The sequence below is a fragment of the Stenotrophomonas terrae genome, assembly GCF_039674165.1.
Lineage (GTDB): Bacteria > Pseudomonadota > Gammaproteobacteria > Xanthomonadales > Xanthomonadaceae > Stenotrophomonas > Stenotrophomonas terrae_A.
The window spans coordinates 1-22243 of the sequence record NZ_JBDJMY010000053.1; the positions used below are offsets into that span (position 1 = coordinate 1).

The 22243-nt window shown below is 65.2% G+C and carries 20 protein-coding genes; 6 read left to right on the plus strand and 14 right to left on the minus strand.

Going from position 1 to position 22243, the window contains the following annotated elements; translation table 11 throughout:
- Positions 1-103: 103 nt before the first annotated feature.
- The 6 genes from ABE493_RS17065 to ABE493_RS17090 form a co-directional block, all read right to left on the minus strand.
- Positions 104-856, minus strand: a complete 753-nt coding sequence (locus ABE493_RS17065) for a TorF family putative porin (protein ID WP_346500152.1) — start codon at positions 854-856, stop codon at positions 104-106.
- 114 nt (positions 857-970) lie between these two features.
- Positions 971-2014 carry a sulfate/molybdate ABC transporter ATP-binding protein gene (locus tag ABE493_RS17070; protein ID WP_346500154.1) on the minus strand — a complete coding sequence of 348 codons (1044 nt, stop codon included), beginning with the start codon at positions 2012-2014 and terminating at the stop codon, positions 971-973.
- A 7-nt stretch (positions 2015-2021) separates the two neighbouring features.
- On the minus strand, positions 2022-2963 hold the full coding sequence (gene cysW, locus ABE493_RS17075) for a sulfate ABC transporter permease subunit CysW (protein WP_346500156.1): 942 nt from the start codon (positions 2961-2963) through the stop codon (positions 2022-2024).
- Complete coding sequence (gene cysT, locus ABE493_RS17080; protein WP_430980809.1) at positions 2960-3784, minus strand: sulfate ABC transporter permease subunit CysT; 825 nt, start codon at positions 3782-3784, stop codon at positions 2960-2962. Before cysT ends, cysW begins: the two co-directional genes overlap by 4 nt.
- A 36-nt stretch (positions 3785-3820) precedes the next feature.
- On the minus strand, positions 3821-4843 hold the full coding sequence (locus ABE493_RS17085) for a sulfate ABC transporter substrate-binding protein (RefSeq protein WP_346500160.1): 1023 nt from the start codon (positions 4841-4843) through the stop codon (positions 3821-3823).
- A 12-nt stretch (positions 4844-4855) separates the two neighbouring features.
- The gene (locus ABE493_RS17090; protein ID WP_346500163.1) at positions 4856-6283 is read right to left on the minus strand and encodes an OprO/OprP family phosphate-selective porin; all 1428 of its coding nucleotides are present in this window, start codon (positions 6281-6283) and stop codon (positions 4856-4858) included.
- Positions 6284-6444: 161 nt separating this feature from the next.
- Between ABE493_RS17090 and kbl the strand changes: the two genes are divergently transcribed.
- Positions 6445-7659 (plus strand): glycine C-acetyltransferase, encoded by a 1215-nt coding sequence (gene kbl / locus ABE493_RS17095; RefSeq protein ID WP_346500165.1) that lies wholly within the window; start codon positions 6445-6447, stop codon positions 7657-7659.
- Positions 7660-7864: 205 nt separating this feature from the next.
- Here kbl and ABE493_RS17100 read toward each other — a convergent pair whose 3' ends face one another.
- The 4 genes from ABE493_RS17100 to ABE493_RS17115 form a co-directional block, all read right to left on the minus strand.
- The gene (locus ABE493_RS17100) at positions 7865-8152 is read right to left on the minus strand and encodes a hypothetical protein (RefSeq protein WP_346500167.1); all 288 of its coding nucleotides are present in this window, start codon (positions 8150-8152) and stop codon (positions 7865-7867) included.
- An 80-nt stretch (positions 8153-8232) separates the two neighbouring features.
- Positions 8233-9093 (minus strand): pseudouridine synthase, encoded by an 861-nt coding sequence (locus ABE493_RS17105; protein WP_346500169.1) that lies wholly within the window; start codon positions 9091-9093, stop codon positions 8233-8235.
- 26 nt (positions 9094-9119) lie between these two features.
- Entirely contained in the window at positions 9120-9617 is a 498-nt protein-coding gene (locus ABE493_RS17110) for a hypothetical protein (protein ID WP_346500171.1), read from the minus strand.
- Positions 9618-9817: 200 nt separating this feature from the next.
- Complete coding sequence (locus ABE493_RS17115; protein ID WP_346500173.1) at positions 9818-10921, minus strand: OmpA family protein; 1104 nt, start codon at positions 10919-10921, stop codon at positions 9818-9820.
- 382 nt (positions 10922-11303) lie between these two features.
- On the opposite strand from ABE493_RS17115, the gene ABE493_RS17120 reads away from it, so the two are divergent.
- Positions 11304-12329: a zinc-binding alcohol dehydrogenase family protein gene (locus ABE493_RS17120; RefSeq protein ID WP_346500175.1), complete on the plus strand. Its 1026-nt coding sequence runs from the start codon at positions 11304-11306 to the stop codon at positions 12327-12329.
- Between the two features lie 88 nt (positions 12330-12417).
- A complete protein-coding gene (locus ABE493_RS17125) occupies positions 12418-13035 on the plus strand; it encodes a YczE/YyaS/YitT family protein (RefSeq protein ID WP_346500177.1) in 618 nt (205 codons plus the stop codon).
- 27 nt (positions 13036-13062) lie between these two features.
- Here the strand turns inward: ABE493_RS17125 and ABE493_RS17130 are convergent, their stop codons facing one another.
- Positions 13063-15114, minus strand: a complete 2052-nt coding sequence (locus ABE493_RS17130) for an LTA synthase family protein (protein WP_346500179.1) — start codon at positions 15112-15114, stop codon at positions 13063-13065.
- A 162-nt stretch (positions 15115-15276) separates the two neighbouring features.
- Here ABE493_RS17130 and ABE493_RS17135 point away from each other — a divergent pair, with 162 nt between their 5' ends.
- The 3 genes from ABE493_RS17135 to ABE493_RS17145 all read left to right on the plus strand — a co-directional run bounded on the left by ABE493_RS17135 (position 15277) and on the right by ABE493_RS17145 (position 19088).
- Positions 15277-17307: an NADPH-dependent 2,4-dienoyl-CoA reductase gene (locus ABE493_RS17135; protein ID WP_346500181.1), complete on the plus strand. Its 2031-nt coding sequence runs from the start codon at positions 15277-15279 to the stop codon at positions 17305-17307.
- Positions 17308-17900: 593 nt separating this feature from the next.
- Positions 17901-18359, plus strand: coding sequence for a cell wall hydrolase (locus tag ABE493_RS17140; RefSeq protein WP_346500183.1), 459 nt, complete (start codon positions 17901-17903; stop codon positions 18357-18359).
- A 111-nt stretch (positions 18360-18470) separates the two neighbouring features.
- Positions 18471-19088, plus strand: coding sequence for a glutathione S-transferase family protein (locus ABE493_RS17145; protein ID WP_346500185.1), 618 nt, complete (start codon positions 18471-18473; stop codon positions 19086-19088).
- Between the two features lie 74 nt (positions 19089-19162).
- Here the strand turns inward: ABE493_RS17145 and msrA are convergent, their stop codons facing one another.
- Genes msrA through msrB form a run of 3 tightly spaced genes read right to left on the minus strand, consistent with a single transcriptional unit; the run spans position 19163 to position 22202 of the window.
- Complete coding sequence (gene msrA / locus ABE493_RS17150) at positions 19163-19897, minus strand: peptide-methionine (S)-S-oxide reductase MsrA (protein WP_346500187.1); 735 nt, start codon at positions 19895-19897, stop codon at positions 19163-19165.
- Positions 19898-19913: 16 nt separating this feature from the next.
- A complete protein-coding gene (locus ABE493_RS17155; RefSeq protein WP_346500189.1) occupies positions 19914-21665 on the minus strand; it encodes a cytochrome c biogenesis protein DipZ in 1752 nt (583 codons plus the stop codon).
- A gap of 33 nt (positions 21666-21698) precedes the next feature.
- Positions 21699-22202, minus strand: coding sequence for a peptide-methionine (R)-S-oxide reductase MsrB (gene msrB / locus ABE493_RS17160; RefSeq protein WP_346500191.1), 504 nt, complete (start codon positions 22200-22202; stop codon positions 21699-21701).
- Positions 22203-22243 lie beyond the last annotated feature (41 nt).

The following is a 22243-nucleotide window of genomic DNA, read 5'->3' on the forward strand; positions in this document are numbered from 1 at the left end:
CCCCAACCGTCCATCCCCCAACCCCCCCCGCCCCCCCTTGGCCCCCCACTACAGAAAACGGCGCCTTTCGGCGCCTTTTTCCGTTGCATCGATCACGCGTGGATCAGGGCACGTCCACCGACACGGTGAACACGACGCCCGGCTTGTAGGTGTCGGACTCGCGACGCAGCTCGGACGCATCCGAACCAAAGGTGTCGTAGTAACCCAGGGTGGCGGTAGCCGGACCAAAGGTCTTGGACACCGACACCGAGCCGTCGTAGTAATCAGCACGGCGCGGCCACTCGTTGGCCTTTTCCTTGATGGTGGTGTAACCGGCCGATGCACCGATCGAGAAACCGGTCTCGCCGATGTCATAGCTGGCTTCCAGCGCGCTGTAGGTCTGCTTGGCACCGGTGTTGCTGTAGTCGTTGGCGTAACCCAGCAGGCCGCTGACGGTCAGCGGGCCGGTCCAGGTCACCTTGGCCAGGTATTCGTTGTAGTCGATGTCACCGTAGCCGCTGGAGGCACCTTCGTAGGTGTAACGGTTCACACCCAGGTCCAGGTTCCAGCTGTCGGTCAGGTCCTTGTTCCAGCCGATGGTGTAATCGACTTCGAAGTTCGGGCCACCGTCGCCGAAATCGACGTTGGAACCCCACACGCCGGCATACAGGCCGAACGGTGCGGTGTAGTTGGCACCGGCCTGGAATGCCGGGCCGTTGTCGGTCTGCGAGACACCACGGAACACGTAGTCGGTGGTCACACCGAAGCTGGCGCTGAACGGGGAGGTCGACTCCTCGCTGTCCTGGGCATTGGCGGCGAAGGAAACGGACAACAGGGCGGCGCAGGCCACGGCGACAAGACGCTTGCTGTGCATCATGCAGATCTCTCCAGTAGTGGGGGGGTGACCGACGCCTGTACAGGGCCGATAACAAATTCTTAACTGGAATGATATTGCGATGCAACAATCATCGCTACCCCCTGCCCGCCTGCTTTACCCCGCCGCCGCCGGAAACACCCCGTAACGACGGGCTCCGAGCCGTATCGACTGGCCCGGCGAATACGCCGGCGCGCCAGCCGGCAATTCCACTTCCAGGTCGCTGGCTGCGCCGGCAAGCCGGGCCCGCAGCCGCTGGCGCGGGCCACTGCGCTGCACCAGCCCAACCGTGGCCTGCCAGTCGCCGTCGGCGTCGACCACCAGGTCCTCCGGGCGCACGAACACCTCCAGCGCCTGCCCTTCCGGCACTGCGACGTTACGCGGCCACTGCGCCCCCGCCACTTCCAGCACCTGCCCCTGCGCCCGCGCCGGCAACCGGTTGGCCTCGCCGACAAAGCCGTAGACAAAGGGCGAGGCCGGCTGGTCGTAGACCTCGCCCGGCGTCCCCACCTGCTCTATGCGGCCGCGATTGAGGATGGCCACGCGGTCGGCCAGCTCCAGCGCCTCTTCCTGATCGTGGGTGACGAACACCGTGGTCAGACCGGTGCGGTCATGCAGCTCACGCAGCCAACGGCGCAGGTCGCGTCGCACCTGCGCGTCCAGCGCGCCGAAGGGCTCGTCCAGCAGCAGCACACGCGGTTCGATCGCCAGCGCGCGGGCCAGCGCCACGCGTTGCCGCTGGCCACCGGACAGCTGCGCCGGATAGCGACCACCCAGCCCATCAAGCTGCACCAGCGCCAGCAGTTCATCGACCTTGGCGTTTATACGCGACTTCGACCAACGCTCGGCACCACGGCGGACTTCCAGCCCGAAGGCGATATTGCCGCGCACATCCAGGTGCTTGAACAACGCGTAATGCTGGAACACGAAACCGGCGCGGCGCGCCTGCACGCTCAGCCCGGTGGCGTCCTCGCCATCGAACAGGATCTGCCCACGCTCGGGGTGTTCCAGGCCGGCGATGGCGCGCAGCAAGGTGGTCTTGCCCGAGCCCGACGGGCCAAGCAGCGCAAGCAGCTCACCACTGCGGACATCAAGGCTGACGCCATCCAGTGCAGGGAATGCGCCGTACTGTTTACCCAGGTTGTGTATGCGTATGTTCATTGCGACCTCAATGGCGATGCGCGGCGGCCAGCGACTGACCGTGGCGCCACTCCAGGAAAGATTTCACCACCAGCGTCAGCAAGGCAGTGACGGCCAACAGCGATGCACAGGCAAACGCGGCGCTATAGGCGTATTCGTTGTAGAGAATTTCAACGTGCAGCGGCAGCGTATTGGTGCGGCCACGGATATGCCCGGACACCACCGAGACCGCGCCGAACTCGCCCATGGCGCGCGCGCTGCACAACAGCACGCCGTACAACAGGCCCCAACGGATGTTCGGCAGGGTGACCTTCCAGAACATCTGCCAGGCATTGGCGCCCAAGGTCAGCGCAGCCAGTTCTTCATCACTGCCCTGCTGTTCCATCAACGGCATCAGCTCACGCGCGATGAACGGGAAGGTGACGAATACCGTTGCCAAGACGATGCCGGGAATGGCGAACACGATGCGCGGCAGCTGCAGCAGGGTTTCGCCCAGCACCGGCAGGTGCAGGCGCAGCCCGTCCTCGATCACCGGCCAGAACCAGCCATCTCGACCGAACAACAGAATGAAGACCAGGCCCGCCACCACCGGCGAGACCGAGAACGGCAGGTCGATCAGGGTCACCAGCCAGCGTTTGCCGGGGAAATTGTGCTTGCTGACCACCCACGCGGCGGCCACGCCGAAGATCAGATTCAACGGCACCACAACCGCCGTCACCAGCAAGGTCAGGCGGATCGCGGACAAGGCATCCGGGTCGCTGATCGCCACCCAGAACGCCTGCAAACCACCGCGCAGGGCTTCGGCAAACACCAGCAGCAGCGGCAGCAGCAGGAACGACAACAGGAAACCAAGTGCGCCCAGAATCAGCAGCACCTGCACCCAGCGCGGCTCGCTGGTGACCTGTTGCAACCGGGAGGCGCGTTCGTTGCGATCAATGGCCACCGGCAACTCCGACAACAGCTCGTTCATCGTGCGCCCCTGCGTTGCAGCCAGGCTTGCAGGCTGTTGACCAGCAGCAGCACCACGAACGACAGCAGCAACATCGCCCCGGCAATCGCGGTTGCCCCGGCGTAATCAAATTCCTCCAGACGGATGGTGATCAGCAAGGGCGCAATCTCGGTGACGCTGGGCATGTTGCCGGCGATGAAAATCACCGAGCCGTACTCGCCCACGCCACGTGCGAATGCCAAGGCAAAACCGGTCAGCATCGCCGGCCACAGGCTGGGCAGCACCACCCGCACGATGGTCTGGAAACGGGTGGCGCCGAGCGTGGCCGAGGCCTCCTCGAACTCACGCTCGGCCTCGGCCAATACCGGCTGCACGATCCGCACCACGAACGGCAGGCCGACAAACACCAGCGCCACCACGATGCCCAGCGGCGTGTAAGCCACTTTTATGCCCAGCGGCTCCAGCCACTGGCCGATCCAGCCTTGGCCGCCATACAAAGCCGTCAAGGCGATGCCGGCCACTGCGGTCGGCAGCGCAAACGGCAGGTCGATCATCGCATCGAACAGGCGCCGGCCGGGGAAGTTGTAGCGCACGAACACCCACGCCACCCAGGTCCCCATCACCGTATTGAACGCAGCCGCCGCAAACGCGGTGCCGAAGCTCAGGCGCAATGCGGCCAGCACGCGAGGCTCGGTCCATATCTGCCAGATCCCGCCCAAGCCCAGTCCCGCGGCCTTGAGGAACACGCCCAACAAGGGAATCAGGACGATCAGCCCCAACCAGAACAAGGTGATGCCCATGCCAAGACCAAAGCCGGGCAGTACCCGGCGTTGGCGTCGCACACGTGCTTGCAGTGTTTGTGCGCTTGCTGACACGGCCTACTTGCTCGCCTGGATCTGATCGAAGACGCCGCCATCGGCGAAGTGCTCGGACTGCGCGCGCGCCCACGAACCAAAGGCACTACGAATGGTGACCAGCTCAACCTGCGGGAAGCGGGCAACGTCGGCCGGCGCGGCGTATTGCGGTGAACGCGGGCGGTAGTAATGGCGCGCGGCGATGCGCTGGCCTTCCGGCGAGTACAGGTATTGCAGGTAGGCCTGGGCGACATCGCGGGTGCCGTGGCGGTCGACGTTGCGGTCCAGCAGCGCCACCGATGGTTCGGCCAGGATCGACAGCCTCGGCACCACGATCTCGAACTTGTCCGGGCCCAGTTCTTCCTGGGCAAGGAAGGCTTCGTTTTCCCAGGCCAACAGCACATCACCGATGCCGCGCTGGACAAAGGTGGTGGTGGCGCCACGCGCGCCGGTATCGAGCACCGGCACGTTGCGGAACAGCGCGCGCATGTAGTTCAGGATCTTGTCGCGGTCACCCTTGAAGATGTGATCGGCATAGGCCCACGCGGCGAGATAGTTCCAGCGTGCGCCACCGGAGGTCTTCGGGTTCGGCGTCACCACCGATACACCGCTGCGCAGCAGGTCCGGCCAGTCGCGGATGCCCTTGGGGTTGCCCTTGCGCACCAGGAACACGATGGTCGAGGTGTACGGCGCACTGTTGTCAGGCAGACGGCTCTCCCAGTTGGCCGGCAGCAGCTTGGCCTTGTCGGCGATGGCGTCCACGTCATAGGCCAGGGCCAGCGTCGCCACGTCGGCCTCGATGCCATCGATCACCGCACGCGCCTGCTTGCCGGAGCCGCCGTGCGAGGTTTCGATAGTGACGTTGTCGCCCTTGGTTTCCTTCCAGTGCTTGGCAAAGGCCGCGTTGAAATCGCGGTACAGCTCGCGGGTGGGGTCATAAGACACATTGAGCAGCTGCACGTCGCGGGCGAACGCGGCGCCGGCGGTCAAGGTGAGGGTGAAGGCCAGCGCTGCGCTGGCAAGGCGTGAAACGAAAGACTGCGTCATCAGGGCTCTCCGTCAGAAGGAAACTTGCAGGCGCGAGAAAACAGCTTTTTCATCGGGCAACTTCGCGCCAGCGGAAGCCGCATCAAAACGGGTCTGCAGGTAGTTGGTCGCCAGCTTGAGGTTGGCGGTCAGGTACCAGTTGGCACCCAGCGTCCAAGAACGCGCCTTGGACGCCGACACCGTGGGATCGGCATAGAACGGGAACGCGGCATCGTCGATCTCCAGCTCGCCATAACGCGCGGTCAGTTCCACCGCGCCGTGCCCGCCATTGATTCCAAATGGATGCGACGGGGTGACACCGCGGAAGCTGGCATCCTCACCCGTCAGCACATAGCTGGCGGTGGCCTGCCAGGCACGGTTGTCCAGCTGCTTGCGGATGCCATTGCGCGCCACTTCCTGCTGCGAGGCGATGTACTCGGCCTGCAGGCCCAGGCCATTGCGGTAGAACCAACCCTGCGGTGACCAGCGGCGGTGCTCCCCATCGGCTGCCACCGCGCTGCGATAGGCAAAGAAGGTGGCCTGGCCCGGCGTGCGATAACGCGGCAGGAAGTTGTTGCCGCTGCCGTGCTTTTCGCCAGTGCTGGCACCCAGACCGAAACCCAGCCCGGCCCACGCACTGTCACTGCCCTTGAGCGGCTCGAAGAAAACGCGGCCGGCATATTCAAAGTCATCATCCGGATTGCTGGTGACCGCATCGCGGCCATCGACGGTGCCGTTGAACACGCCCAGCGCATAACTGAACCTGCCCTTGGCCACTTCGCCCTGCAACTGCACGCCGAGGTCGCGGTTGGGTGCCAGTTCGCTGGCCAATGCGCGCTCCACATCAACCAGGGCCGACGATGACTGCAGGCGTTCCAGACCGACCGGCGAGGTGAACTTGCCCACCCGCACCGTATAAGCCGGATCGAAGCGCAGATCGGCGTAGGCATCGACGATGCTGGCACTGTCACCGGCAAATTCCGGGGTGAAGCGGTAGGCCACCAGCTTGCCGAGCGAGCCTTCCAGCGTTGGCCGTGCGGTGCGCAGCAGGAAGGTGTCGTTCTGGTTGGCATCGCCACCGATGAACACCCGCGCATCGCCCTGCAGCAGGCCGCGCAGCTTCAGCTCGTAATTGCCGTCGCCGGATTTGAACGATGCGCCCTTCTGGTCGATGGCAATCTTCGGTGCGCTCTTGGCGGCGGCAACGCGCTCTTCTTCTGCCAGCTCAAGCCGACGCTCGAGGATGCGCAGGCGCTGGTCCAGATCGGCCAGGCCCACGCCTTCGGTTGTGCCATCGCTGACGCCGGCAAGCCGTTCCAGCCGCTGCAGACGCTCCTGCAACTGCTCGACGGTGAGCTGCTGTGCCTGTGCCGATGACCCCGCCCCACACCCCGCCAGGGCCAGGCTGAGGGACAACAGCTTCCTGGTCGGCAGGGTGAATGGGGGGCGTGCATGGGTCATCGGTATCTCCTGGTGGGTGGGTGTGCAGTCGATGCTGCGGGTGCACACCCATTACCGAGAAATGACTTAGACCGTGGCGCTTATAGCCTTTGCGCATGAAGACAGCGCCAGGACACGCGGAAGGCTAAAATTGGCGTTCCACTTGACCGCAAGACCCTGCCATGACCGAAACCGCGAACACCTCCCCGCTGACCCGGCACTACGCCGAGGAACTGGACGCCATCCGCGCGCAGGGGCTGTTCAAGTCCGAACGCATCATCACCAGCCCGCAGTCGGCCGAGATCACCCTGGACGACGGCCGCACCGTGCTGAATTTCTGTGCCAACAACTACCTGGGCCTGGCCGACCACCCGGACCTGATCCAGGCGGCCAAGGACGCGCTGGACAGCCATGGCTTCGGCATGGCCTCGGTGCGTTTCATCTGCGGCACCCAGGACCTGCACAAGCAGCTGGAAAAGCAGATTGCCGAGTTCTTCGGCAAGGACGACACCATCCTGTATGCGGCCTGCTTCGATGCCAATGGCGGCCTGTTCGAGCCGCTGCTGGGCGAGAACGACGCCATCATTTCCGATGCGCTGAACCATGCCTCCATCATCGACGGCGTGCGCCTGTGCAAGGCCAAGCGTTTCCGCTACGCCAACTGCGACATGGCCGACCTGGAAGCGCAGCTGCAGGCTGCCGATGCCGCCGGCTGCAGGACCAAGCTGATCACCACCGACGGCGTGTTCTCGATGGACGGCTTCATCGCCCCGCTCGATGAAATCACCGCATTGGCCAAGAAGTACAACGCCCTGGTGCACATCGACGAATGCCACGCCACGGGCTTCCTCGGTGCGACTGGCCGTGGTTCGGCCGAAGTGAAGGGCGCGCTGGACAAGATCGACATCATCACCGGCACCCTGGGCAAGGCCATGGGCGGCGCACTGGGCGGCTTCACCTGCGCCAGCGCCGAGGTGGTGGAACTGCTGCGTCAGCGTTCGCGCCCCTACCTGTTCTCCAACTCGCTGCCGCCGCACGTGGTGGCTGCCGGCATCAAGGCGTTCGAGATGCTGGCCGCGGCCGATGACCTGCGCGAAACGCTGCGCGAGAACACCGCCTACTTCCGCGAGAAGATGACCGCGGCCGGTTTCGACGTGAAGCCTGGCGTGCACCCGATCAGCCCGGTGATGCTGTACGACGCACCGCTGGCGCAGAAGTTCGCCCAGCGCCTGCTGGAAGAAGGCATCTATGCGATCGGCTTCTTCTTCCCGGTCGTGCCCAAGGGCCAGGCCCGCATCCGCACCCAGATCAGCGCCGCCCACAGCCGCGCGCACCTGGACCGCGCGATCGATGCCTTCACCCGCATTGGCCTGGAACTGGGTGTGATCAAGGGCTGAGGATTGGCCCGGGTTTGAATGCAGAACAGGCGCCGAAAGGCGCCTGTTCTGTTTTGTACGACCGACCGGTGCATTGCCGGTGGATCGCATCGTGTAGGAGCGGCGTAAGCCGCGAAGCAAGCGGCCGATCCGATCGAAGGCATACCTGTGATTTCGAGATTGCCAGCTTCGCGGCTTACGCCGCTCCTACAACAACGTGCTGCTCTCAGTTCTTCTTGGCTGGTGCCGGCGCTGCGGCGCCCTTGGCCACGCGGATGCCGTTGGCCTTCATCCACGCATCAAACTGATCGGCGCTCATCTTCTGATCGCCCTGCTGCATCATGAAACGGTAATTGCCCAGCGCGTCCTTGTCGGCAACCGCCGTTTCCACCCGCACTTCGATCGGCTTGTCGTCGTTCTTCGCCGTCTTTTTGCCCGAGGAAGCACAGCCAGCCAACACCACCACCGAAGCCGCCATGAGAACGATGCCAGAGACGCGGGTAAGAGCTTGCATGGCAGTAACCTCAAGTAATTAGACTCGCAGTCTAATGCACCATCTGAGCAAGTACAGCTATTTACCTGAATTAATTGAACTTAGTCACGCTCACTGGCATGCACAGCTTTGCTGGCAGCCTGCAGCGCATTCAGCTCGTCCTCGCTCAATTCACGCCATTGGCCCTTGCCCAGTTCGCCCAAGGGCACCGGCCCGATGGCTACCCGCATCAAGCGCAGCACCTCCAGGCCCAGCGCCTTCAGCAGACGCCGGATATGCCGGTTGCGGCCTTCATCCAACACCACCTCCAGCCACGCGGTGCGCCCGCCATGGCGCAGCAACTGCACCGAATGCGCAGCCAGGTGCTCACCCTCATCCTCAATGCCTGCGTGCATGCGTTCCAGCAGCGCCGCATCGGGCACAGCATCCACCTGTACCCGATAGGTTTTCAAGGGACCGGTACTGGGTTCGGTAAGCCGCGCTGCCCATTCCGGATCGTTGCTGAAGAACAGCAGGCCTTCGCTGGCCTTGTCCAGGCGGCCGACCGGCGCCATCCACGGCAAGCCGGCACCTTCAAAGCACTGATAGACGGTATCGCGGCCCTGCTCGTCCTGCACCGTGGTCAGCAGACCACGCGGCTTGTTCAAGGCCAGGTACAGGCGCTTGGCTGCTGTCAGCGGTTGCCCGTCCAGCAATACCTTCTGACGGCCAGCGACCACCGGAAACTCCGGGTCACGCACCACCCTGCCATCGACACTGACGCGACCATCAAGTACCCGCCGCGCAGCCTCTGTGCGCGAACACACACCCGCCTTGGACAGCACCCGCGCCAGACCATGCCGCTGCCCTGCCGGCGCCGCCTTGGCAGCACGTGCGGCGTTGCCGGGCGCGCGCGAAAGCAAACGCCCGCCGGGCGTTGCGCGGCGGGCGTGCGGGTGACGCGGAGGCTTGGACGACGCCATTGCGGTTGCGAGCGGCCAGTGCCGCCTTACTTGACCTCGGTCGCCGGCTGCGCGGCAGCGGGTGCGGCGGCCGGATCGGTCGCGACCGGACGTGCCTTGACCACGCGCACGCCACGCGCCTTCATCCAGGCATCAAATTCTTCGGCGGTCATGCGCTTGCCGTTCTGGCTCATGTCAAAACGCCACGGCGTGTTGTCGAACTCGGTCTGCGGCTTGTAGGCCGCCGGATCGTTGGCGTTGATTGCCGGGCGCGCCGGGATGGCGCTGGCGACGTTGTTGCAGCTTTCCACGCGCAGACGCATCAACACGCGGTCCAGCGACTGCTCATCACCACCGGGCGAGCTCAATACGCCCGACGGCATGCCCAGCTGACCGGGGCGCACATACAGCTCCGAAGCCACCGGAGCAATCAGCGAGGTCGCCAGCGGCGCAGGCGTTACCGCAGTGGCCGAACAATCCACGGCTGCCTGGGCGGCAGGCACAGATGCCAGGGCGACAAGACCAGCCAGAGCGATACGCAGCATTGGATTTCCATTCGACAAGTTAACGCGGCGAGTGTAGGCAGCACCCGCAATGCTTTCAACCGTTATATGCGCGCAAGCTGCGATTGCATGCCGGCGTCACACAAATTCGGCACTGGAAAAGCTGCAGGCACAAAAAAAAACAAGGCCCGGCAGATGCCGGGCCTTGTTCTGAAACGAAGTACTTGAACCAACGCGTCCGATTAGTTCTGGACGTTCAGCTCGGTACGACGGTTCTTTGCGCGACCTTCCGGGTTGTCCGAACCATCAGCATTGGTGTTCGGAGCAATCGGACGGCTCTCGCCGTAGCCGATCGGGCCCTGCAGGCGCGACGCCGACACACCATTGGTGGTCAGGTAGTCGTACACAGCCTTGGCGCGACGCTCGGACAGCTTCTGGTTGTAAGCGTCGGTACCCTTCGAATCGGTGTGACCGGCAACTTCAACGCGCAGATCCGGGTAACGCTTCAGGATCTCGGTGGCTTCGCTCAGGATCGACACGGCGTCCGAACGCAGGGTGGCCTTGTCGAAATCGAAGTTGACACCCTTCAGATCGATCGAGACCGGCACCGGGCAACCGTCCGGACCAATGGTCTGGCCAGGCTGCGAGGTCGGGCACTTGTCGTCGCAGTTGTTGACGCCGTCACCGTCGTCATCCAGGTCTGCGCAGCTCGGAGCAACCGGAGCCGGTGCCGGAGCAACAGCAGCCATCGGAGCCGGGCCCAGCGGAATCACGACACCGACCGAAGCCAGCACGTCGCCGAACCAATCCTGTTCCTTGCCGCCATTGGCGCGCGGAGCAATGCTCTGGTCGTCGAAGTCAGCGCGGTAAGCAAGTTCAGCACGCACGGCGACGCGCTTTTCGAACGTGGTCTGCAGACCCACGCCGACCTTGGCGGCCAGGTTGCCGTCCTTGCGGTCCTTCAGCTCAGCGCCGGACAGGTACTCTTCTTCCGACTTCTGGTAGCCCAGGCCTGCGAGCAGGTACGGGTTCCAGCCACGGCCTTCCTGGATGAAGTGGCGACGCAGGTCCAGCGAAACGCCGTACTGCGACCAGTTCTGATCCTGGTTGTCGTCGAAGTTCGGGTTCTGATAGTTCAGTTCACCGTCCAGCGACCAGTTCGGGCTGATGAACTTGCCCAGACCCAGCGTGGCGAACGGAGCGTCGTTGGTGCCACGGTCGCCGTCCTGGAAGTTGAAGCCGGCCGAACCGGTCAGGTACCAGCGGTCGTCAAATTCCTGAGCCGAAGCGGCCTGGGCAAAAGCCAGACCACCCAGCAGCGCGGCAGTAAGGATCTTCTTGTTCATGAAATACAGCTCCTTGTTTCGGGGGTATGAAACCGGTAGAGGCATGGTCCAGCACAGCGATAATCTTCGTCGCGTTCAGAGACGGCCGTTTCCTCACGCCATCGCGGTGCACATTATGCGCTTGGCCGTGAAGACGATGTTAACAGCCTTATAACAAATGACGCGACCACCAGACCTCTACGTGTCCGGCTTGGCGCAACGTATACAGCTTGGTCAAAGGACGCAAGAGTGAGCTGTCGCAAGGCTTCCGGGTAAATTGCTGCAATGCAGCTGGTTTTATATGACAAACCCTTAATAAACGGGGCTTGCACCGCCGGTTAGCGCCAGCTGAACCGTTTGCTGGGTATGATGATTTTGCTCCCCCGTTACGGAACTTTTCCGCATGAAAGCAATCGGCCTGACCCGCTATCTTCCGATCGATGAAGCCGACGCGCTGCTTGATCTGGACCTGCCCGCGCCGGCGCCACCGCAAGGACAGGATCTGCTGGTTCAGATTCAGGCTGTTTCCATTAATCCTGTGGACACCAAACTGCGCGGCCCTAAACCTGGCGAAGAAAACCCACCGCGGGTATTGGGGTTTGATGCGGCAGGCACGGTGGTCGCGGTCGGCCCGCAGGTCACCGCCTTCGAGGTGGGTGATGAGGTTTATTACGCCGGCGATGTGACCCGCCCGGGCTGCAACGCGCAGTTGCAGCTGGTGGACGAGCGCCTGGTCGGGCGCAAGCCGACCACGCTGGACTTCGCCGAAGCCGCGGCCTTGCCGCTGACCACACTCACCGCCTGGGAGCTACTGTTCCAGCGCATGCCCTTTCAACTGGACGGGCGCCGCCATGTCGGCAAAACCCTGCTGGTGATCGGCGGCGCCGGCGGCGTGGGCTCGATGGCCATCCAGCTTGGGCAACATGCCGGCTTCACCGTGGTGGCAACCGCCTCGCGCCCGGAGAGCGCGCAGTGGTGCCTGCAGATGGGCGCCAGCCATGTCATCGACCACCGCCAGCCGCTGGCGGCACAGCTGCAGGCGCTGGACATCCACACCGTGGATGCGGCGCTCAACCTGGCCAATACCGACCTGTACTGGCAACAGCTGGGCGAGCTGCTGGCGCCGCAGGGCCATGTCGGGCTGATCGTGGAACCGGCCGGCGAGCTGCGCATCGGTGATCCCTATAAAGCCAAATGCATCGGCATCCATTGGGAATTCATGTTTACCCGCGCCCGCTTCCGCACCGCCGACATGATCGAGCAGCACCGCATCCTGACCCGTGCGGCCAGCCTGATCGACGCCGGTGAACTGCGCACCACCCTGAGCCAGCGCCTGGGCACCATCAATGCCGCCAACCTGCGCCAGGCCCATCGCCAGCTGGAAGCCGGCCGCAGCATCGGCAAACTGGCCCTGGAAGGCTGGGACTGAGGCCACGCCCGCCTCGCCTGCGCCGTCGTGCCTTGTGGCCACGGCGCAGCTTTCCGTTGTCACGCCCCGCAACCTCGATCAGACCCACATGCCGCCCTTGAATCTTGTCTCACGCCTGCTGCAGTTGCTGCTGGGGCTGTTCCTGTTTGGTATCGCCTCCGCGCTGATGATCCGTGCCGGCATCGGCATCGCGCCCTGGGATGTGTTGAGCCAGGGCATCGCCCTGCGCAGCGGCTGGGGCTTTGGCCTGGTCACCAATATCGTGGGGGTCTGCGTGCTGTTGATGTGGCTGCCGCTGCGCCAGAAACCCGGGCTGGGCACCGTGCTCAACGTGCTGCTGATCGGCCCCAGCGCCCAGCTCGGGCTGAACCTGCTGCCGGCCGCGCACGGCCTGCAATGGCAGTTGCTGTTGTTTGCAGCCGGTTTGCTGCTGCTTGCCATCGCCACCGGGCTGTATATCGGCGCGCGCTTTGGGCCGGGCCCACGCGACGGCCTGATGACCGGCCTGCACGCCCGTACCGGCTGGCCGATATGGAAGGTACGCAGCCTGATCGAAGCCAGCGCACTGGCGGTGGGCTGGTCGCTGGGCGGCAATGTCGGCTGGGGCACGCTGGCCTTTGCGCTGTTGATCGGGCCGTTGTGCGGTATCACCCTGCCTTTGTTCGATCGGCAGCGGCGGGCGGTGGTGGCCACGCCCGGCAACTGAACTGACCGCCGCAGCGGCCTGCGCGGGTCAGCCGCGCAGGCGCAATACCTGTTGCCGGATGTGCCAATCGCGCAGCGCGACCCAGGCAGCGGCCTGCCGTGCCTGCGCCGCACTGCCCGCATCGGGCGCGACGCCCTCCACCTGCAGATGGCGCGGATCGCGCCAGCGGTGCAGTTGCGGCTTGTCCAGGGGCAGCAACAGGCCCGCGCGCGTATACATGCGATCAAACTGGGCCAAGGCCTGGCCGCCATCGGGCGCGGGCTGCCACAGGTTGCGGCCGGTGGCGAAGTAACGCTGCCCCGGCAAGGCCAGTTCCACCAGCGTTGGCACCAGGTCCGCATGGCCGGCGAAGGCCGTGGTATCCGGGGTGCTGCCGCTGGGCACATAAGCCGTTGGCACCCGCATCCAGGCAAACACACGATCCACATCCACCTGCTCGGCCGGCAGGTCATAGCGGTAATGCGAGCGCAGATTATGATCGCCTGCCAATGCCACGATGGTGCGCTCGCCCAACGGCTGCTCGCGCAGCTGCTGCAGGAAGCCGCCCAGTTCATCGGCCTGGTATTGATAGGTGGCCAACATCATGCGCAATTGCTTGGGATCAGCCAGCGCGCGCGGTCCCAGCGCAGCGGGATCCAGCGGGTACTCGCGGCGTGGCGTGTCCAGCGTATGCGGCGGATGATTGCTGGTGGTCAGCAGTACCAGGAACAGACGTTCGCCACGGGCATCGGCCTGGACCAGCAGGTCCTGCGCAAACTGGAACAGCCAGCCGTCATACAACCCCCACTCGGTACCGTGGGCCTGGGCAAACCGATGTTTGATATCGCGCGCGTCATAGACCCGGTCAAAACCCTGATGGGTCAGCGCGGTGCCGATATCGCGCCAATCGCTGCCACCGCCGTAGACGAACACGGTGCGGTAACCGGCCCGCTGGAACGGCAGCGCCGCGGCGGTATCAAACCCCAGCCGCGCATTGCGACCCCGCGTGAGCGGCGTGATGGGCGTACCCAGCAGCAGGTTCTCCAGAGTCGGATGGGTACCGTTCTGGCCTGCGATGAAATTCTCGAACCGCTGCCCGGTCGGCAATTCGCCACGCAGGCGGCCCAGCATGTCGTTGCCTGGGCCATCGGTGTACAGCAGGTCCTGCCCGAATGACTCCAGCAAGCCCAGCACCACGTGCGGTGACTGTGCCAGCGCGCGCGGCTGCCCCGCTGCCTGCGCGAACAACGCCGCCTCGATGTGCTGCGGATCGGCCGAACCCAGCCCGGCGGCCTTGGCGGCATCGGCAAGATCGGCAAACCCCAGCCGCTTCAACCCCACCGTGGGATCGTCGCTGATCTCGGTCTCGTTGGCGCGGGTGCGCGCGGCGCGGTACAGCGTCAGCGGCGCATTCAGCACCAGCGCATTGACGAAGGGATCGGCCGAGACGGTCACATCACGGCGGATCAACGGAAAACTGCCGACACTGCCGCGCGCCAGCAACAGCAGCAGCACGCATTGCAGCACCAGCAACAACGCCCGCCCCCAGGCCCCGGAAGCGCGCGGCCAATGCAACGCCAGCCAGCCACCTGCGCGCAGGATCAGCCAACGCAGCGCGCCGCCCACCAGCAGCAGACCCAGCACACCCCAGACAACCGGGTAGTCGTCCCATACCGTCTGCAGAATCGCGCCGGTATCGTCCTCGAACATGCCGAACACGATGGGATCGAAGCGGGTCTTGTAGAACCCGTAATAGAAGTGTTCGCAGACCGAAAGCACGGCGAACAGCATCAGCAGCGCCAACGACAGCCATTGCGCCAGCCTTATCGCCAATTCACGCCGGCCGCTGAGCCATACCGGCACCATCAGCAAGCCCACCAGGCTGGCGCCGATCGCGCCGGCGACCAGGTCATAACGCAACCCGCGCCCCAGCGCCGGCCACAACAGCGCCAGGCCACGATCGGCGCCCGCGTAGTCCCACCACAGGAACAGACGGGCCAGCCCGCCCAGAATGGCCATGCCGGCCACCAGCAGCCACAGCCGTGGCAACAGGCGCGCTGTGCGATTTACAGGAAGCGTATTGGGGGGGGTTACAGACATGGGTATCCCACGACAGACAATCCGTTGCCGGGCGGCGGAGGCGCATTGTAATGACGCCGTGAAGCAAATGCTGCACCGCCGTGACATGGCCGCCAGGGCAAGGATTGAGGCCAGCCCGATTGCCAGTCAGAATGGGCCATTCCATACGCAAGCGTATCCAGCATGACGCCAGCCACCGACACCGCCTACCCGCATCTGTTCGCCCCGCTGGATCTGGGCTACACCCAGCTGCGCAACCGCATCCTGATGGGCTCGATGCATACCGGGCTTGAGGACCATGCCCGCGACTTCCCCAAGCTGGCCGCCTACTTCGGTGAGCGCGCGGCAGGCGGCGCGGCCCTGCTGGTCACCGGCGGCTTTGCGCCCAACGTGGTCGGCTGGCTGGCCCCGTTCGGCAGCAAGCTGTCCTGGCCTTGGGAAGTCAGCCGCCACCGGCCGGTGACCGCCGCCGTGCATTCCCACGGCGCCAAGATCTGCCTGCAGCTGCTGCACGCCGGCCGCTACGGCTACCACCCGCTGCAGGTGGCCCCGTCCAAGCGCAAGGCGCCGATCAACCCGTTCACCCCGCGCGCGTTGTCGGCCGGCGGCGTCGAACGGCATATCGCCGATTACGCCCGCGCCGCCAGATATGCGCGGGATGCCGGCTACGACGGCGTCGAGGTGATGGGCTCGGAAGGCTATCTGATCAATGAATTCATCGCCCCGCGCACCAATGGCCGCAACGATGCCTGGGGCGGCGACGCGGCCAAGCGCATGCGCTTTGCGGTGGAAATCGTGCGCCGTATCCGCGAGGCCTGTGGCCCGGACTTCATCATCATCTACCGGCTGTCGCTGGTGGACCTGGTCGAGGACGGCAGCAACTGGCAGGAAATCGTGCAGCAGGCCCAGGCCATCGAAGCGGCCGGCGCGACTCTGATCAACTCCGGTATCGGCTGGCACGAGGCGCGCATTCCCACCATCGCCACCTCGGTGCCGCGCGCCGCCTTTGCCGGCGTCACCGCCAAGCTCAAGCCGCATGTCGGCATTCCGCTGATTGCCACCAACCGCATCAACATGCCCGATGTCGCCGAAGGCATCCTCGCCGGTGGCGGCGCCGATATGGTGTCGCTGGCCCGACCACTGCTGGCCGACCCGCAGTGGCCGGCCAAGGCCAAGGCCGGCAAGCCCGAGGCGATCAATACCTGCATCGCCTGCAACCAGGCCTGCCTGGACCATGTGTTCCAGCAGAAGCGCGCCAGCTGCCTGGTCAACCCGCGCGCCGCGCACGAGACCGAACTGGTCTATCAGCCCACCACCGCCGCCAAACGCGTCGCCGTGGTGGGTGCCGGCCCGGCCGGCCTGGCCTGCGCCACGGTGGCGGCCGAGCGCGGCCACCAGGTCACCCTGTTTGATGCAGCCTCGGAAATCGGCGGCCAGTTCAACGTGGCCAAGCGCATCCCCGGCAAGGAGGAGTTCCACGAAACCCTGCGCTATTTCCGCCACAAGCTGGCCGAAACCGGGGTCAACGTGCGCCTGGACACGCCAGCGGATGTGAACACGCTGGCCGATTTCGACGAAGTGGTGGTGGCCACCGGCATCAGCCCGCGCAAGGTCAGCTTCGCCGGTGCCGATCACCCGATGGTGGTCAGCTATCTCGACGTGTTGCTGGGACGGGTAAAGGCCGCCGACAAGGTGGCCATCATCGGCGCTGGCGGCATTGGCTTCGATGTCGGCGAGTTCCTGGTGCACGAAGGCCCCTCGCCTGCGCTGGACCCCGCCCGCTGGATGGCCGAATGGGGCGTGGATGCCAGTTTTGAAAGCCGAGGCGCGCTGGCCAAGCCGCAGCCCGAAGCGCCCGCCCGCAAGGTCTGGCTGCTGCAGCGCAGCCCCGGCAAGCCGGGCGCAAAGCTGGGCAAGACCACCGGCTGGATCCACCGCGCCACACTCAAGGCCAAGGGCGTGAAGATGCTCGGCGGCGTGGAATACCTCGGTGTGGACGACGCCGGCCTGCGCATCCGCATCGACGGCCAGGAGCAGCTGCTCGACGTGGGCACGGTGGTGGTCTGCGCCGGCCAGACTCCGCGCCGCCAACTGGCCGATGCACTGCAGGCCGCCGGTCGCAGCGTGCACATCATCGGCGGTGCCGATGTCGCCGCCGAGCTGGACGCCAAGCGTGCGATCGACCAGGGCAGCCGGGTCGCTGCTGCTCTTTGAGCAAGCAACCGCAAGCGAAAAACCAGAGGACAACAACGTAGCCCGGGTAAGCGCAGCGCACCCGGGATGATCGGCCAACGTGTCAGCTGAGAGACCACCATGCAATCCCGGGTGCGCTGCGCTTACCCGGGCTACCGATGGTCGGCAAAACCTTGCCGGCATTGCAGCCGGAGAAATGACAAGCGATGCGGCCGGCGGCAATGCGCTCGCATTGGCTGCAACTCGCAAAAAGCGTGATGAATCTCGCAATATTTCGACACCCAGGTCTTGATCAACGCGACCTCGAATCGCCTCGCCGGTGTGCCCTGAAAAAGCTGAATGCGCGGACCCGTGGCAAAAAGGACCCCAGCAACAAACCTGAATGTCAACAATCGCCGTTCAGGATGAGTTTGGGGTTCGCCCCCTAACTTGCGCCAACTTCCGCTCACCCACCAGTTCTGGTGAGCAAGGCGCAGCCCTCCCACAATCTATTGGGGCTGCCCACGGGGCGGCCCCGATGCCACGGCCGCCTCCCCATAACGCCAAGTCGCAGTGTTGTCCGGCTCCCTTGAGGGAGGCAGGTCGGCTGCGGCCCAAACGGAGCAAGGAGATTTATGAAACTGGCTTGGATTCTTTGGTTGTCGCAGATGTTGCCGCAACCTGCAGCCGATTCGTTGTGCCTGAGCACGACCGTATACCTGGAAGCCCGCGACCAGACCCTTCGCGGCCAGCAGGCCGTGGCCGAAGTCGCCCTGCGGCGGCTGGACAGCGGCCTGTGGGGTGACTCGATGTGCCAGGTGGTCACTGCCCGCAAGCAGTTCGCCCCGACCCTGGTTGCCCCCGGCACCCAGCTGCGCAACAACGATGCCTGGGCCGAAGCTGTCGACGTGGCCTTTGCCGCCGAGCGCAACTGGGCCCTGCCCAATGGCCAGCGCAAGGAGATCGTGCCCGGCGCCAGCCATTTCGCCGCCCACGCCATCGCCAGCCCGAGCTGGCGCAATGCCTACCAGGTGGCCATCATCGGCGGACATACCTTCTATAAGGTGCAGTCGCTGAAGCCACGCGCTTCCTGAGCGCACTGAAGCCGCGTCAGCGGGGCGCCAGCTGTCTGCTACCTGCGTGCACACTGTGCAACACGCTTGTGGCGATAATGTCGGGGTCTCAACACCCCGAGGTAGCCCCTGATGAAGCTCTACAGCAAGCCCGGTGCCTGTTCGCTGGCCGACCATATCGCCCTGATCTGGTCGGGCCTGCCGTTCGAAGTGCAGATCGTGGACCACGCCACGATGAAGTCGCCCGAATACCTGAAGATGAACCCGGCCGGCGCCGTGCCGGTGCTGGAAGACGATGGCTGGGTACTGACCCAGAACGCCGCCATCCTGCATTACATCTGCGACAAGGCACCCGCCGCTGGCCTGGACGGCGGCAGCGACGCGCGTACCCGCGCCGAGGTCAACCGCTGGTTGTCCTTCGTCAATGCCGACCTGCACCCGACCTACTTCCCTATCTTCGGCGCGACCAAGTACCTGGAAGACGAAGCTGTCATCGCCCGTACCCAGGACAATGCCCGCAGCAAGCTCAAGGGCCTGTACCAGCGCCTCAACGACCGCCTGGCCCAGGTTGACTGGCTCGGCGGCACGCCGCGCGCCTCCATCGCCGATGCCTACACCTTCGTGACCCTGCGCTGGGCCCGCGGCCTGAAGATCGACCTGGCCGGCATGGACGCGCTGGACCGCTTCGAGCAGCGCATGCAGGCCGACCCGGCGGTGCAGGCAGCAATGAAGGCCGAAGGGCTGACCTGATCGCCCTGCCATACGCGTGAAACGAGCGGGCCGCCGGTTGCATGACCGGCGGCCCGTTGCGTTCATGGCCGGCGTCAGCGCGCCGACAAGCGCATCACCAGTCGCGGCTGCGCGCGATACAGGGCCGGGTACTGCTGCTTCAAACCGGCGACCTTGGGCAGGTCATTGACGCGGATGTAGGCCGACTCGGGATGCAGCGTCAGGTAGTTCTGGTGGTAGCCCTCGGCCGCATGGAAGGCCTTGCCGCCTTCGACCTGGGTGACCAACGGTGCGGCAAACACCGCACTGCGCTGCAGCTGCGCGATATACGCACGGGCTGCATCGCGCTGCGCGGCGTCATCGGCATAGATGGCCGAGCGGTACTGGCTGCCGTGGTCCGGGCCCTGGCGATTGAGCTGGGTGGGGTCGTGCACCACCGAGAAGAACACCTGCAGCAACTGCCCGTAGCTGACCTGCGACGGATCGTAGGACACCTGCACCGCCTCGGCATGGCCGGTGCCGCCGCCACTGACACGCGTATAGCTGGCATCGGCAGCGCTGCCACCGATGTAGCCGGAAACCGCGTTGTCCACGCCCTTGATGTGCTGGAACACGCCCTGCACGCCCCAGAAGCAGCCGCCGGCAAACACCACCCGCGCCTGTTTGACGCCGGCCTGATGCAGATCGGCTGCGCCGGTCGGGGCCGGCACGCGCTGCGCAACCGGTGCCGCCTGCGCGCTACGGTCCATGCTGAATCCGGCCACCAGCAGAACCCCGGCAACCAGCGCCGCGATGCTGCCCGCAACAAGTTTGTCCATGGCGATCTTCATCTCGGCTCTCCTGTGTTCAACCAAACGTGAAGGCATAGGCGCGCACACCCGGATCGAGGAACTCGATCTCGAACGTACGTTCGCGCACCTCGCCGTCCTGACGGATCAACTGGTACAAGCGGTTCTGATCCACCACGCCCTCGCCCTGCGCCGACACATCGCTGCCGGCAGCGGCCTGCGGAGCCTGGCCATCGATGCGCACACGGAAACGCACCGGCCGCGCCGGATCCTGCGGCGCAAGTACCAGATGCAGATCGCGGGCATGGAAGCGGAAAGCGATGCGCCCGCCCGCCTGCTGCAACTGCGCATCTTCCTCGCCGACGATCCAATGCCCGCCCAGCGCCCACTGGTTGAGCTGCAGTTGCGCCGGCACGATGTAGTCGCTGACCTGCCCAGCCTGCATGCCACCCGGCGAGGCAAAGTGCTCGGCGCGGCCATGGCCGATATAGGTTTCAGGCGACTTCAAACTACTCATGTCGGCTTGGCGCTCGACGCCATTGCCTGCCATGCGCATTGCCGGTGCCATATCACCCGGCAAGCTGTTGCCGGCCTCGCGCAGCAGCTGACGGATGACCTGCTCGGACTGCGCGTAGTTGCCTTCGCCGAAGTGATGAGCGCGGATGCGCCCCTGCGCGTCGATGAAATAATGCGCCGGCCAGTACTGGTTGTTGAAACCGCGCCAGATCGCGAAATCGTTGTCGATGGCCACCGGGTAATTGACCTTCAGCTCGGCCACCGCGCGCTGCACATTGTCCAGCTTGCGTTCGAAGGCGAACTCCGGTGCATGCACGCCTATCACCACCAGCCCATGATCCTTGTAGCGCTCGGCCCAATCGCGCACATAGGGCATGGCGCGCAGGCAGTTGATGCAGGAGTAGGTCCAGAAATCGACCAGTACCACCTTGCCGCGCAGTTGCTGTGCATCCAGTGGTGGGCTGTTGAGCCAGGCGGTGGCGCCGGCCAGCGAGGGCATCTGCCCTTCCACCGGCAAGGCTCCGTTGGCGGCATCGCCCGCGGACATCATCATCGCCGCCCCTGCCGCCGGCTGCTGCGTGGGCAGCACGTCCAGCAGCCGCTGCTCAAGCCTCGCCGTGCTGACCGTCGACAGCCGCGTCAGCAGGCCGGTATCCCAGCCCATCGCAATGGCCACCACCGCCAGCAAGGCCGCGATACCCAAGCCGCGCCGGATCCACTCGCCCACGCCCAGGCGTTGCTTCAAGGCGGTGAACACGCGCCCGCCTATCCACACCGCCAGCGCCAGCGAAGTTGCCGCACCCAACGCATAGGCCAACAGCAAACCGGTGGTACCCACGTTTGCGCCCTGCAACGCCGCGCCGGTCAGGATCAGGCCCAGGATCGGGCCCGCGCACGGCGCCCACAACAGGCCGGTGGCCACGCCGATCAGCAGCGAGCTCAGCACGCCGCCCTGCCCCGCATCAGCAGCGGCACCCAGCCGCGCACCCGCGCGCTGCAGCGGCGCCAGCAGGCGGTCGGCCAGCGCCGGCCACAGCAGCGCCAGCGCGAACACGGCCATCACCACCAGCGCGATCCAGCGCCCGATCTGGTTGGCCTGCGCCACCCACTGGCTGCCCACCGCCGCCAGGCTGGCAACCACCGCGAACATCAAGGCCATGCCCACCAGCAAGGGCAAGCCGCTACGCAGGAACGGCCGGTCGGCACGTGCGAACACGAACGGCAGCACCGGCAGGATGCAGGGGCTGAGCAGGGTAAGTACGCCGCCGAGGTAAGCCAGTACCAACAGGAACATGGAAGAATCCTTCTTGAAAGAATGAAACGCGGATCAGGCCGCGACGAACTGCAGGGCGACGCCGTTCATGCAGTAGCGCAGGCCGGTCGGGCGCGGGCCGTCCTCGAATACATGGCCCAGATGGCCGCCACAGCGCCGGCAGTGCACGCCCACCCGCACCATGCCGAAGCTGCTGTCGCGGTCCTCACCTACCGCCTCGTGCAGCGGCGCCCAGAAGCTGGGCCAGCCGGTGCCGCTGTCGAACTTGGTCGCCGAGGAAAACAGCGGTAACGCGCAGCCAGCACAGCGGAAGGTGCCACGCCGGTGTTCAGCATTGAGCGGGCTGCTGAAGGCCCGCTCGGTGCCCTGCTGGCGCAGCACCGCGTACTGCGCCGGGCTGAGCTGCTGGCGCCACTGGGCGTCGCTGCGCATCACTTCAAACACGGGCGAGCGCACCGGTGCGGCCGGGGCGGGGCCATTGCAGGCGGTCAGCCCCAACACCCCGGCTGCGGCGGCCATGCCACCGATGCCAAGCAACCTGCGACGGGTCAAGGACATGAGCGGTCTCCAGCCAAGGACGATGCGGCCATGCTGCGCCT